The organism is Flagellimonas sediminis, from assembly GCF_010500845.1.
GTDB lineage: Bacteria > Bacteroidota > Bacteroidia > Flavobacteriales > Flavobacteriaceae > Flagellimonas > Flagellimonas sediminis.
Map to the genome: position 1 here is coordinate 486,823 of NZ_JAAAMI010000001.1, position 16,298 is coordinate 503,120.

Here is a 16,298-nt window from a genome sequence, read left to right on the forward strand (position 1 = left end):
GGGTTAGCAGGTTAAGCGTTATTGTCGATATAGGGTAAAGTGGCCTACGAACTCACGATCGTCAAGATCACCCTTCAGTTTAACTACATACCAGTAGTCTCCCGTTGGCAATGGCTTACCGTCGTAATCACCATCCCAACCTTGGGTATCTCGGGTCATCTCTTCCACTACTCTACCATAACGATCGTAAATCTTAATTAGTACGTCTGGGAAGCCTTCCAGGTTATCCGGAATCCAAGTATCGTTCAATCCGTCACCGTCAGGGGTGAAGAAATTCGGGAACTCTACATCTATAAATTCCATAAATATCTCCGCCTGGACCTCACAACCGTTCTCATCGATAACCGTTACCGTGTAGGTATCGGTACGGTTAATGAAGAAGGTGTTGTCCGTACCATTATTGTGGTCGTTGAAATAGAAGGTATAATCTTCCACTCCACCGTTGGCAATGGCCGTAATCTGGTTGATGACGTTGTTCTCCAATACCAATGTCAAAGGTTCGTAACCTTCAATGGTAAAGTCGTAGGTGATCATACATCCATTGGCATGTGCTATGGTCAGATAATGGTCGCCCGGTGTCATATTTCTATAATCGGCGGTCAATTGCATATCAGCAGGATCGGTGGAATCCAGAGCGTACAATACATCAACAGAAACAGATGGATCTTCGAACACAATGTTTAGATAATTATCCGGAATGTTGCCCGTACACTCATACATTGGGGTTACGGTAGCGGCAAGGTTTACACCGGGCTCTATTTCAACAAATACATTGGTTTCACATCCTTGGGCGTCCCTAACAAAGACCACATGGGTACCGGCAGCCAAGTTTTGGAACAAGAACTGGTCTTGAACAAAATCTGCATCTGCATTGGAGTTCAACGCGGTTTCATAAGGAGCCGTTCCTCCAGTTACCTGTAATTCAAATGAACCATCGGCACTGTTGTAACATACTTCGTGCATGATGTTCACTGCTTCGGCCTGAATCGGTTCAGGTTGAGTAATCTCAAACTGGAAGGTGATGAAACATCCATTCACATCCTGAGCGATCACATCATAAATGCCAGGTGCCAAATCGGTAAAGGTATTTTCTGAATCAAATTGATCCAAGTTTGGTGAAATGGCATAAAGAATCTGTCCAGTACCACCGGAAACTTCCACAGTAATGGTACCATCGTCCATTCCTGAACAGGTAACATTGGTGAAACCTTGATTATCAACTTGTAATGGAGCCGGATCTACAATCACGATTTCTGGGGATACCTCAACGCAGTCGTCACTGATTACCCGCACATAATAGCTGCCGGCTGGTAACATGTTGAAGGTGCCACTGGTTTGTGGTCCAGCCAACAAGTTTGTCAAGGCCGCATCACCGAACAATTCGTAGTTATAGTTACCTAAACCACCGGTTGCCGAAGCGATGATGGTAGCGGATGCTTCTCCCATACAGTTGATAAAGGCAGCAGACTCGTCAATATTCAAAGTCAATGGCGGAATAGGATCTATGCTCACCTGGTTGGAGATTTCGGCCTCACAACCGTTGGTGTCACGCACATAGAATTGGTAAACCCCGGCACTTACAGTAAGCGTCACTGAGTTTCCGCTCATTGGGGTAAAACTGATGTTATCACTACTGTATTCGTATGACCCATTTCCTCCGGAAGCGGTCAATCTAATTTCGGCATCGTTTAGACAGGTCATTTCAGTAACCTGTACCAAAGAAGCCATAACTTCTGTTGGTTCGTTGATGGTCACCTGTGGTGTTTCCATACTACAGTTCCATCCATCGGATACGGTGATGCTATAAATACCAGCACCTAATCCGGTGAAGGTGTTATTACCTTGTTCACCCGTGGTAAAGACTATGTTGGTTCCCGTTGCATCATAGATGTTCAACTGGTACACATAGGAACCTTCACCTCCAGCCACATTGTAGGCCCATACCGCAGCACTTTCGTCTCCGTAACAGGTCAAGTCAATAGGTGCAGCATCAATATCGGCAGTGATTGGTAGTGGTTCGGTTAACGTCAGATTTCGGATAATTTCACATCCTCCATTATCGGTGATTCGCACTTGGTAAACACCTGCTGACAGGCCTGTGAACACATAGCTCGGTACATCGTTGATGGTGTATACCTGTGTTGTTGTGGTATTGGTCAATATAATATCATAAGGCGCATAACCACCTGTTGGAGCCACCAATATTTCGCCTTGGTCATTGGTACAGGTTACGCTTGCCACTTGTTGGGGGGTAGCGTCCAGCTGAGAACTTGGAGATATGATGGTGATGGTATTGGAATCCTCGGCACAGAACGGATAACCGGTTTCGGTAACACGTACAAAGTAGTTTCCACCTACCAAGGCAGGGTCTGTGATGCTCAATGGGTTAGTAGAGGTATTTCCCGCTCCTACGATACCTGTTGTGGTTCCGTTGGCCATGAAAACCTCATAGTTATAAGCACCGGTATAGCCTGTTACATTAATTTCCAAAGTACCCGCATCTCCAAAACACATGGCAGGAGAAGTAGCCGTTGCAATAACATCAATAGTATCATAAGGCGGAATGGTATAGGCCACCGTAGTTACGTAACAACCGGTAGCATTATCCGTCACCCTGAAGGTATATGTTCCAGGGGCGTACAACTCGAATGTAGCTGTAGTGCTCGTTGGAGTACCTGTCAGTGCGCCATATGTGTTACCAATTGGCAACAATTCAAACGTATAGGTATTGGCTACATCACCATTATCGGTAACGGTCAACAATACTTCCTCGTAATTGGCACAACTAATGGCTGTGGTCTGGGTAACGGCAACACTGAATTTGTTGATAGTTGGTATCATCACAGAAGTTGTGGTGGTACAACCGTTGCTATCCCTTACATACAAGGTGATGTTTTGATCAACCCCAGTATCCACTACAGCAAAAGTATTTGCAGATTGGAAGGTTACATTATTCCTACTGTAGAAATAAGGTCCTGTTCCACCAACCGGGCTAACGGTTACGGTTGAAGTGTTCACCGAATTGTTCGGGTTACACACAAAATCCGTGGCTACGGCAGTAGCGGTCAAAGGAGTTGGTTGTCCAACAGTAACATCGAAGGTATCCTCACAAGCCCTGCTAGAAATCACCCTTACACGGTAGTTGTCCGCAGGAAGATTATCGAAAACCAAGCTAGACTGTGCAAAACGGTATGGTGTTCCCAAATTTGACATTCGGTAAAGCTCATAGGTATACAGAGGATCAACCACAGTTGCAGGATCCATTACCACAGTCAAACTTCCATCTGAACCACCAAAACAGTTCACATCATCTATTAGTACATCATTGATTACAGGGTCTACCTTGTCATCCAATTCTTGGGTAACCACATAGGTACAAGGTGTGGCCGTATCATTATCCGTAACGGTGAAGGTATAAACACCTGGCTGAATAAGTCCTGTGAACATACCCGTTGCATTGCTGGCAGTCGTAATTCCATCAGGATACACCACATCAAAGGTCAAGTTAGAGGAACCACCACTTACATTGATGGTAATCTGACCTCCTGGATCCACGGTACAATCAATAGGTTTTACTACAGTTGATGTGGCCGTCATAGCATTGGTCAATACTACTGGTCCAACAGTAGTAGTACAAGACCACTGATCCGCGATCAACACCTCGTAAGAACCGGCACCCAAGTTTGAGAATATTGGGTTGGTCTGTGGAGATCCTATGTTAGAACCATTGCGGATCAATTGGTAGGTATAGTTGCTACCTTGACCGCCTGCAGTTCCAACCACTTCAATTTCACCTTGAAGGTTGGTACAATTCTCTTGGTTGATCTGTAATGTGGCCGTAATAGGCATTGGATCTACCAAAGAAACGGTATCAACCATTTGGGAACATCCACTTGAGTCGATGACCCATACTTCATAAGTTCCTACAACCAATCCGGTAAAGCTTGGGCTGGCAACGTAATCGCCAGGACCAGCAGGACTTGTGGTTCCCACGTAATAGGAATATCCACCCCATCCACCGGACACATTGGTCACCTGGATTTCGCCATCATTACCCAAACAGGTAATATCGGTTACCACGGTTGCACCTGTAATGGCAGCAGCAGGACCAGCAATGTTGAACGATTCACTGTACACACAGGCAGAACCTGGAGGGTTGGTATCGGTCACTTCAATATAATATGTACCTGCCGCGAGGCCAGTGATGGTAAAGCTTCCATCGGCATCAGATCCGGTGGTCACTACATCATCGCCCAAGTTGGTCGGCGTGTGGTTTACATCGTAATAAAGCGTATAGCTGGTTGCACTTGCGTAGGTTACGCTAGACCCATCAACCAAGTTCAATTCTACCGTACCATCTGTATCACCATAACAGGTGATGTTGGTGGTGCCCACAACCATTAGATCTAACACTTCTGGGTCCGCCACTTCGTGGGAAACGGTTAGGATACATCCTGTTACGGTGTTTCTCACCTCAAAGTAATGAACACCAACAGAAAGACCGGTAAAGCTACCAGAAGCTTGGAAAGTACCAGATGGCAGTTCCCTAAACTCATAGTTGGCAGGGTCGGTAGTTGAATTGGTGATGGAACCAATGGCCGTGATGGTGATATCTTCACCCGTTACACAAGTAGCAACGGCATCCACAACAATATTAGCGGAGTCCAAACTATCAAACGGAGCAATTACGGCTGTGGTTGTACCCAAACAGCCATTTTCATCATAAACGTTGATGGTATAGCTGCCACCGTTGATATTGGTTTCTGTATAAACAGGGTTGCTACCAGCTTGTACCACTACAGAACCAGCATCGTTGATAAATTCATAGATAACATAGGTTCCACTACCTCCAGTGATGGAAGCAGTATCCACAGTAATAGTGGCATTATTGGTATTGTTCCCTGCGGTACAGCCGAACTCAACAACCGTTGGAGCAGGAACCGCAATGGCCGCAGGCTCGTTGATGATAATATCGAATATGTCCACGAAACAGCTGTTAGCTCCCACACCACGAACACTATAAGTGCCCGCAGGAAGGTTTTCAAAAGTGGTACCGTTCAATACGGCACCCGCTGGCATTGGGGTAAGCGTGTAGGTCAACGGATTGATTCCATTATCAATTTCGTGAAGGGTAATGCTACCATCGCTTCCACCAAAACAGCTCACATCCATATGGGTTTCTGTAAAGGAAGGCAGGGGTGCATCCGGTACTTCCACTGTAATGGTTTTGGAACAGTTCGGCGGAGCGGTGCCCATATCGAACACTATTACACTATAACTACCGGCAGCGGCAGCGGCAGTCCACGTAAATGGATTGGATGGAAGCACCGTTCTAGTCTGGTCGTTCGTTCCCGGACCATCTATCATGTATTCGTAATTTCCAGATCCAGCAATTACTGTAATTTCAATTTCTGCATTGGCAGCGGAGCCCGGCTCACAATCCAAAGCAACAGTTTGAATGGCCGTAAATTCTAGTGGAGCATGTACCGTAATGGTGTCGGTATCCATACATCCATTACTATCAAGGATGGCGACATTGTAAGTCCCAGGAGCCACATTAGTAAATACACCACCATTGTCCACATAAGTTGCTCCACCATCCAAAGAATAGAAGATTTGGGCAGCGGCACTGGTGGCATTGATGGTCACCGTAATCGGAGTGGCACAATTGTCTATAACAACACTGTCAATAGTTGGGTTTGGTGTCAAGGTCAATGGCACAGTTCCCAAATTCACCCCACAACCAAATTGGTCTTCCATGGTGATATCGTAGTTTCCAGCTGGTGAATTGGCAGGAATCTCTATAGGGTTATCGGATGTTGAAGTAATGGTCGTAAATCCGGCAGGACCTGTAACAGTATAGGTGTAAATGCCCCCACCCCCAAGTGGATTTTGGATCTGGATCAATCCTGGAGCATCACAGGTAATATTCTGAAGCACCACCGGAGTACCGGTCAATGGATCCAATTCTTGTAAAAGGGCATTTTCAGTAGCACCAACGCAACTATCTACACCACCATCAACTTCAACAACTTCAATAAAGTAAGTACCGGCAGGCAAATTGTTTACGGTTACATCCTGTGGAGAGGAATACGCAATATTGCCACCACTATTGGCAACGGCAACAGGGCTTCCAGAAGAAATATCATAAACAGTCCATCTGAATTGGTTTCCAAATGGTGCTTGGTTATCGGTAACAGTATAAGTAATACTACCGTTGTTCATTCCAAAACAGGAAGGAGTAAGCGCAGTGGTAATTTCCAAAGGAACGGTAATCAAGTCGTTTACATCCACATTGCTTTGGCGCACACAACCTGCCGCATCCCTTACATAGAACACATAGGTTCTACCAGGAACAAGACCTGTAAACACATAAGGAGTAAATTCATCCTGTGCAGGAGTGGTCCACGCAGCAGTTGCAGGGTTGAAAGTTCCGGGCTCTTCAGAATACGCATATTGATAGTCCGGAGTACCTTCCGCACCTTGAACGGTTACCTGAAGTTCGTTACAATTAACAACCACTGCAGAAATGGTGATATCCAAATCATCCAAAGGATAAGGAATGACAAAAGGAGGTAGATCGGTTTGACAAAGGGTGTTCCCCAATCCATCCACGGTTCTCATGGAAGGATAAACAGTTTGTCCTGAGGTATAACCTGTGAATTGGTCAGATACACCTGGGTTAGAGTTATCTCCGATCCAAGTAGTACCACCATCATCACTGAATTCAATGGTTCCCAAAGTAGTTGGATATCCTGAGAATCCAAATCCAAAATCATTGATGTCACCAGTACAGGAAGATGGAGTGATTCCATTCACAACACCGGTCAATTCATCAGGATTATTGATTGTTTGGGTATCCGTTATGGTACAACCCGCGGCATCTGTAACATTAATGGTATAGTTGCCAGGCATTAGGTTGTAATAGGTTCTGGTTGAAGCCAGTACATTGGTATTGGTTTGGTTGGAAGCTCCACCATTGTCCAAATCGATGATTTGAATGGTGTAAGGTGCTAAGCCAGAAGTAATGTTCACCAAAATAGAACCCGTTCCATCGTGACATTGTGGGTCGGTTGGAGTAACGGTCATGGTCAAGGGCACTCCAGGATTAACGGTCACCGTTTCCATATATTCACAATATGGGGCAGTAGCAGAATTATCCCTTACGTACACATCATAAGTTCCGTCATTACCAGTGGTTATGGTGTAAACATTGGACGCCGTGAACAGACCTGTTGGGTCAACTCCCGTCAACACGAATGCATATTGCAAAGTAGGTGAACCTCCAGAAGCGGTTACCGTAATGCTACCATCCGCACAAGTAGAAATATCCACTACTTGCACTTGGGCAACCAAGGCATCCACAATGGTCACGTTCTGTTGTACACCAAGACATCCATATTGATCACGAACGTCAATGGTATAGGTTCCGGCGGTCAGGTTGCCAAAAGTATAGGTGGTTCCGGTAGATGGCGTAGGTGTCATCCAAGGACCTCCGTTCAGGCTAAATTGATAGTTTCCGTTACCACTGGTCACATCAACTTGAATGCTTCCATCACTGTTTCCAGTATAACAAGCTGTTGGGGTTGTGGTAAATACAATCGGGATTGGGGCTACAACCGTCATAACCGTGGTAACATCCTCACACAAATTGGTATCCCTTGCCCTAACCACATAATCACCGGCAGTAAGGCCGTTGAAAACGGTTGAGGATTGGAAAGCTACCAAGACTCCGCCAACGCCATCTTCCAATTGGTACTGATAGGTTGGGGTGCCGCCAGTGGCAGCAGCCGTAATGACCGCTCCTCCGTTGGTACAGGTCAATTGCGTGGTAATGGAAGCCGTAACATCCAACACCGCAGGTTCTGTCAATGTTTGGTTGAGCACCACGGAACATGCAGGATCCCTAAGGTCTACAATGGTGATGGTATGGTTGCCTGCTGTTAATCCGTTAACGGTTATCGGGCTGGCAAATTGGGCCGCGGAAACCGCGCCACCATCCACTTGATACGTAAATCCGGTAGCAGGGTCAAAATTTTCAGCCTCAAAAGCGATGGAGCCATCAGCCGCACCGTTACAAGTAAGATTGGTGAAGTTGGTAATGGCAGCATCAAAAGCATGTCCGTCTTCCACGGTAACGTTCAAAGTCAAGGAATCTGTACAAACTTCCGGGGTTTGGAAGGCTTCAATATCATCTATGGCGATATCGTTTCCACCGGTTACAGCAGAATTGGTCCTGATAACAATGTCGAGATTGGTATTGGCGCCTGGATTAAGGGTTACCGTATAATTTTGCCAGTCGTTGGCACCATTGTTTTTGGGGACATTTCCTGTGGTAGTGCTCGCAATAACGGTTCCGCCACCATCTACCAATTGAATGTCGATATCGGGATCAGCTCCACTGGTTCCTGTTCTCAAAAGGTTGAAGGCCCAAAGGGAAATGGTAATGTCCCTGTTGGCCACCACTTCAATGTTTCTTTTGGCATAAATGATTCCGTTTGGACCTACCGCTCCTCCAACGTTCATAGCCAAGAATCGACCATTGGCTAAGCCAGAATGGTCATTTGGACTCAACCATGTTCCATAAGGATTTACGATGGTCTGGGTAACAGAGTATTCTCCATCCTGAATGTGGGTGTCAATACCCCAACCACATGAATTCACGGCACCATTTTGCGGTTCGTAGCAATAGGCTGGATCTACTTCGGGAATACTGGTATTTGGACCAGTTCCAAAGGTTTCCAGAAGCAACACACTGGGGGATGGCGCAATATTGCTGGTATAGTTTACGGTAATGGTATGGCTGCCAACGGCTACATCCGTAAAAATGTTTGATGTATTGGGCGTGTTGGGATTGCCATCAATTTCGTAAGTGTAGTCAAAGTCAGTGCTGCTAGGAGTCACCGTAATGGTTCCCTCACCATCACACTCATAGTCAATAGCGGTAGTGGCAGTTGGAGGGGTTGGTTCTGGGTCAATGGTAACCGTCATAGGATAGCTACACAAGTTGGCATCCCTAATGTATAGGGTGTGCGTACCTGGAAGCAGGTACCCGATAGAACTGGCGCCATAAGTGGAACCACCGTCAAAACTGTATTCGTAAGGAGCGGTGCCCCCGATAGCATTGGTAATCCTTACCTCGGCCCCCATACCTGGGTAACATTCAGCAAGAGCGGTAACCGCTGCAGAGGCAGAAAGTGTCAAAGGTTCGGTTATGGTATAGATTTGGTTTACCACACAATTGTTGGCATCCCTAACCCTAATGTTGTAACTACCAGCTGGCTGGTTAACAAACGTGTTGGAGGTTTGATAAGTTGCACCATTGTTAATACTGTACATATAAGGCGCTTCCCCGCCAGAAGCCGTAATGGTAATCTGGGCTTGAGACTCTCCACTACACAGAATACCGGTGTCCACCACAGAAATCACCAATGGAGGGTCTTGTGTAATCGTAATATCATAAGTTGCCTCACAATATCCTGAAGCACCGCCATTATCCCTTACATAAACATCGTAATCTCCAGCACCTGTAACGGATACTGGGTTTGTAGTTGAAAAATCCCCAGCGGTTGGAGCAACACCATTGGCCACCACGGCATACACATAGTTTCCATCGCCACCAGCGGCGGTAATGGTCACATCGGTATCGGTGGTACAAGCCGTAATATTGGGGGCCGAAGCCACTACACTCAATTCGGGATCAATAGTAATGGTCTCGGAATCGAAGCAGTCGTTGCCATCTCTCACAGAAATGGTATAGGTACCAGGGCCCAATCCAGTGAACACATTGCTAGTTCCATACGGACCGCCATTCAAACTGTATTCGTAATTACCATCTCCTCCTGAAGTTACATTAGCAGTAAGGGTCAATCCCACCGCGTCGTCATAACAAATATCATTGGGAACAATGGCCAAAACGGGTGCCACGGCTTGAATAATGTCAAAAGTATCTGTAAACACACAGCCATTGGCATCGGTAACCGTGAAAGTATAGGTTCCCCCTATGGTCAAATTGGCAAACAATCCATTGGACTGCGGTCCAGTAAGTACGTAACCAGCAGGAGCATTTGTAATTTCGTAGGTATAGCTTCCCCATCCTCCGGAAGCTACAATGGTAGCATCACCATCGGCCACGCAAGTGGGTTGGTTAACGGTAACGGGAGCCGAAATAGCAGCTGGTGGAGCGGCAATGGTCACATCAGCCGTATCGGTACAGGTTGTAAAGTTATCGGTTACCGTAATGGTGTAGGTTCCTTCGGCCAGTCCTGTCAAGGAAATAGTACCGTTGGTCTGTGCACTTCCGGAGAAGTTGGCAGGACCGGTAATGTTATAATCGTAATCGGTGTTAAAGCCTGCAACGGTGTATAGCAATTCACCATCACTAGCCCCAAAACAGGTTATATTACCTATTAATTGACCCACTACTGAAATTTCGGTAACGGGATCAATGGTGAACGATTCGTCATAAGAACATCCGTTTGCATCGGTAACCCGGAACATATAGGTTCCTGGTGACAAACCGGCAAAAGTTGCGTTGTTTCCATTGTTCACAGCACTTCCCGCGGGGGAAATGATTTCGTATACCAAATTAGGTGTGCCACCAGTTGGTGTTACCGTTACATCGGAAACAAATGTTGGACAAATTGGATTGGTGGCCGAGAAACTCAAATCCGTTGGTGGATCCAAAGGATCGATGGTAATTGAGTTGGTCACGAAAGTACATCCGTTTTCATCCCTTATGGTGATGCTGTATGTTCCATCGGTTAAGTTGGGGAACGTTGGAGAGGCGCCAAAGGTGACCCCGTCAATACTATATTGGTATGGAGCGGTCCCTCCTGTAACATTCTGCGCTTCGATAATACCATCTTGCAAACAAGAGTATCCTTGTACCAAAACAGCATCTGCATCCAAGGCAAAGGAAGGCGCAGAAATGGTATGGTATTCAAAATAATCACAAGACGCACTACCTTTTCTTTGGTTGATAACCACTACATAATCGCCACTTGCCAAACCGGGGAAGTTTCCGGAAGCGTTGGTGGCCAAAGCATTAGCATAGCTATAGTTATCCTCGTCAAAGCCGGTAGCATCAAACAAATAATAAGTTAGTTGGTAGCCATTACTGTTTATTAGATTGAATGCAATGGAACCGGTAGCATCGCCATAACACAACACATCAGTTGTTGAGGTTGCATTAAAGTCGGCAGCGGGCCTGAATTCAATGGTAACAGTATTTGAGATATCATAACAGTTGTATCTGTCGATGACCACAAAAGTGTAATCCCCTGGATCATAGATATCGAAAATCTGGCTGGTCTGAAATGCGGAAGCAGGAATGTCCGCTACCGATGGATAGGAAGTAACAGTGTTTCCATCCTCGTCCACAAATGACCAAATAGCATACAGGTGTGGTGTTTTACCGCCAGAGGATTCCATTAGAATATTACCTTCCTTACAGGTTATGTGCTGTGAAACCCTTGCTGTTAATTCTAGATCCAGCAAATTTGCGATGGTAACTTGTTCCGTGTAGGCACAACCATCATCGGTTGATACGGAAACATCGTAGACCCCATCACTTAAATTTTCAAACGTATAGTTGTTGTCCAGAGACGGCCCATATGTGTCGATGACCGTACCTCCTGAAGATATTTCATAGTAATATTGAGCCTCAACGTTGAGTACAGAAATGGCAATTTCTCCCATTCCGGTACAGTTATACAGATCTTGGGCGGTAATATCTACTTGAAAGTCCCTGTTCAAGATCCCGATATTGTCCAAGACAAATACGCAACCATCGGTAACGCCTTGCTGTCTCATTTCAACCATGTATGCACCATTAGTGGCAATGTCAAAGCTTGGGCTGGATTGATAAGGAACCAAAACCGTACCTGTGGTTTGGTTTCGCAATTGGAACTCGTAGGTCAACGGCATGTTGGTCACCGTAATGTTACCAGGCGTGTTACAAATAATATCGCTTGAAGTATATTGGGGATCTAGCGGGTTTTTATAAATATTGAAATAGAACCGGCTAAAACATCCGTTTTGATAATTGATTACCAAACGGTATTGGCCTGAATTGGAAGCCAAAAAGTCATTTCCGGTATCAACCGTGTTCCAGGTACAACTTGCATTGGTATTGGCACAACCATCTGTTACTGCGGCACAACTGGCCTCGTCCAATTGTTGCCATACTATACTGGTGGCATCTGGTATATTAATCTGGATCAGCTCGGTATCGTTCAAACCACAAAGAAAGATTTCCGGAGTCTCGCTACCATCGTTCGGACAAACGATTATATCTCCATCTATGGTGTTGGAGGTGTCGTTGATCAATGCCGTAATCGGGTTGGATTGTACCGAACCAAAAAGCTCTACGATAATGGTCTCCTCAAAATCCTTACACGGATCGGCAACCTGTTTGTCAACGATGTAGGTTCCTACTTCGGTAACCAACATGGTACTAGGATCGTTGTCGGAATCGGCATCGGTAATCACCGTGTCCGTGCCCAAATCAATTTGACCGTTTCCATTTTCGTCCTTATACCAAATGTAATTGTCAAAGTTGTCACCAGCATCCAATAGCACATCGTCACCACAAAGCTGCACCGTCCTGCTGAAGTTACAAGCGCTTAGGTCGTCCAACAAAAAGTTGGTTGCACCTGGTGTTCCAAATCCACAACCGTCAAAATCGGAGACACTCGGGTCGTCGGTAATCTGGGCGGTATTGATGGCTCCTTGATAAGTAGAATATGCCAAGTTTTGGATGATGTCCGTACAGGCGTCAATAAAGTCGAAACAGTTCTCAGCCACTTGTACACGCATACGGATGGTAGCTGACGGGTCACCTTCCTCAACAATGCTGTTCGGTATGGTAAATATGATGGTTCGGGTAGATGGGTCATACGTATAGGTCACTCCGGCAGGCATGTTTATGCTGGATTCATCCAAGGTAACGTTGATAGGGAGAACGTCCCTGATGGTATAGTTTATCGCATCGTCATTACCCACGTTTTGGAATCGAAGGACATAGTCCAGATATTGGCCCAAATGTACCCCTTGGCCCGTAATGTCGTTACCTCCAATGTCCTCTACCGTTTTGGCCAAGTTCATCAAAGGCTCTATGATCTCTACATCCAAAGAGGTAAAGAATATGTCGTATTTATCTTGGGTTGAAGATGCTCGCAGTGTTGCTCCCGTCTCATCGTTTGGGATTACCGCTTGGTTGGGGTTGGGTATGGTGAAAAGGTCTACGTCCCATCCCAAAGTGTTGGTGCTGTTTGGGTTACGGGTGGTTACGATGGAACCTTCATTGGTAATGTTACTGTTAAAAAAGTTGTTTGATGGGTTGGCCGTGTTGGACAATGTTGTAAAGGAGCCATTGCTATCTGCCTTTATGGCCAATTGATCACCGGTGATTCGGTTATCGCCCTCTAGGGCAGCAACCCCCAGCTTCGCATTTACCGGGAATGGAGCAGGCAATGTGGTAAATCCGCTAAAAGGGATATCTACGGTTTGCCCGGATTTAATACCCGCATACCCATCAAAAGTGGTGATGTATTTACCGGGTAAAGTTGGGTTTTCATAGACCACCACCAAGGACCAACCACCTGAGATACCTCCGGTAATGCTGCTACCAGAACTGGCCCGTACGTTGGCCACAAAATATTCACCATCAGGATTGGGAAGTGCTGTCAATAAAGAGGTGACGTCCTTATAACAGGCATAAGGGCTATAGTTCCCAAAATCGGGGTCGTTGTATCCATCGAACAAGATTTCATCCGCCGTAAGATTTACATATGATCCCCCTGGGACCTGAAATTTTACTTGGTTGAAGTCACTCCTATCGGTTTCTTTGTAAACTGCCGACCAATAAAGGCCAGCATATCTGATCAAAGAACAGGAAGGATCTGGAACGGACAAAGTGGCACTGCTCGAACTAAAGGTTGTGGGGTCACTGTCAATATCAATATATTGCATGTTTAAGTCGTCGTTGTAGGACGAATTACTTCCAGTGGTATTGTATGGGTCCTCAGGTTCTGTTGTGCTCCCATCCCTGTTGACTATATTGTTGGCAATAAAGGTAAGATCACCTTTGAGTTTGTTTTCATATCGAACCTCAAAGTTGTTCTTTACTTGAGCCCCACCTGTAAAGTAAAACAAGAGAATACAGGCTGCAATGCCCCATCTGAGTAGAGATTGTTTCATAGGTTTGGTTCTATGCGGTTGTGTTTGGTTTTACTCGCATGATCCACATGTCGTCATCATACGAGGCGTTTAGTTTGGAGTAGTATGAGGTTAGGGCGTTGCCCCAAGTTTCATGTTTTTTAAGGTATACGTAACGTAGACCATCATTTGGATTTACAAAGTAACTTGCGTTTAATCCTCTGGAATTCAGTTCTTTTACAAAATATCTAGCGTTGGAAGAGCTTTCAAATACACTGGCTATGATATAAAAACCGGAAGGAAGCCCATCAATGGAAGCGGTTTTCACCGCCATATTCATTTTTCCATGGCCCAATACTGTATTTGCCACATTTTTGGATAGAACGGTACTTCCATATTTAGAGCTATTATTGTTGGCAACTGCAGTGTTCAATCCTCCAATGGTTGTATCGGCCCCACCGTTAACGTTCATGATCCATGCATCACCTTGGTATTTACCGTCCATTTTGGTATGATAAGCGTTCAAGGCTTCTTTTTTGTTTTCGAAATCACCGATGTACACGTAGTTTAGACCATTTTTTGGGTTTTGGAAGTAATCGGCATCCAAGCCCTGTGCCCTTAGGTTTTCCACAAATTGATCCACGTTTTTAGGATCTTTGAACACATTGGCAATTAAATAATGCCCACTTTCTACATTGGGAACATTGTGCGCCTTGAAATAGACCTTATTGGTTTTTGGAGGAGATGTCCTATAGGTATTGTCTTTGTTTACAGGGGTTTGTGCCAAAAGGGCATTGCTCTTGTTTTTGTTTATTTTGATGACCTTTTTGGTAGAAGTGCTATTCGTAAGCCCATGGTTGGCCAAAGGCTGTGTTTTTCTGGAAACCACATCCGAAGTGTCCATGTTGGCGAAATAGACTTCCTTGGCCTTTTCCTCCAGCGCAGGGTTTTGACCTCGGGTCTCGCGTTGCACCATCTTCATTACGGTTTCAAAACGTCTTTCAAGATCCTGTCTTCTGTTGGTCTCTATGGAGTCTTGGCGCATCAACAATTCATCCAAGATGGCATCGTTTTCGGCCAGCTTGTCCTTTAATTGAGCAATTTCAAGGTCTTTATCGGTAATGTTCAAGCTATCTTGAGGAACATTTTCTTCATTGGATACCAAATCCTCGTTGTCATTTTCGAGCATAACCCGATCTTCTGTTAAGTTCGGCGTAAAGGAGTAGGCCAATGAGATTTCATGGGTGACCCCGAAGTTTTCAAATTCGTTGCTCAATCCTTTTTCCACAGTATAACCCAAGGAAATATTCTTGGTCAGGTTAAAACCAAGCCCTGCAGAGGCACCATAATAGTCGTCATAACCCCCTTGAACCCAACCCAATTTTGGAAGGTCAAGAATAAGGTTACCACCAAGTACCAGGTTTTGGTCCCCTACTTTTCTAATCCTTGCCAAAGGCATCAACCGAGCGCGTTCCATGATACCCGCACCATTTTTAAACTGATGGGTATATTGTAGGTGGCCTGAATAGGTTTTGTCCGCAAATTCGGTGACCGATTCACTGGTTTTCAGGTTGTAATCAAATAGGTTTTCGGCAAAACCACCAATATCAAAATTCCCGAAGGAAAAATTGAAACCAGGTTGGAAAGTCACCAAGGAACTGCTTTCAAGAGTGCTCAGATAGGGATCCAAATCAACAGAATTGATACGATCTTGGTTAAGGGCACTTTGGTAATAGCTTACGTTTGCACCAAAGGTGAAAGTGCTCTTAGGGCTCAAACGCACTCCGTAAGCATAGTTGGCATGCACACCAAAATTGTTGAAAACCCCTTCCCTATTTGTAAAGAGACTTACCCCAACACCACTCCTGTCACTTACCCGGCCACTGTAGCTCAAGAAGTAAACCTGGTTGTTGTCATCAAAAGATACCGATTGGTTCCTGTGGAACAAATTGATATAGGATTTGTCCTCACGTACCGTTGAAAACGTTGGGTTAATCAAGAACCTGTTGAATTTCAGGAGGTTTTGAGATGGGACGTTATATGGTACATAGGGATCCTCTTCCTGTCCCCGCACTCCGGAGAAGACAAGAAGAAAGATGAATGTGAATAGTAGTAGAGGTTTTTTGGTTTGCATTGCT

General features: G+C 45.4%; 2 protein-coding genes. Both read right to left on the reverse strand.

The annotated features are described in order from the left end of the window. Positions 1-18: 18 nt before the first annotated feature. A complete protein-coding gene (locus GTK07_RS02140) occupies positions 19-14,202 on the reverse strand; it encodes a T9SS type B sorting domain-containing protein (RefSeq protein ID WP_163632571.1) in 14,184 nt (4,727 codons plus the stop codon). 10 nt (positions 14,203-14,212) lie between these two features. Beyond that, on the reverse strand, positions 14,213-16,294 hold the full coding sequence (locus tag GTK07_RS02145) for a PorP/SprF family type IX secretion system membrane protein (protein ID WP_163632573.1): 2,082 nt from the start codon (positions 16,292-16,294) through the stop codon (positions 14,213-14,215). Positions 16,295-16,298 lie beyond the last annotated feature (4 nt).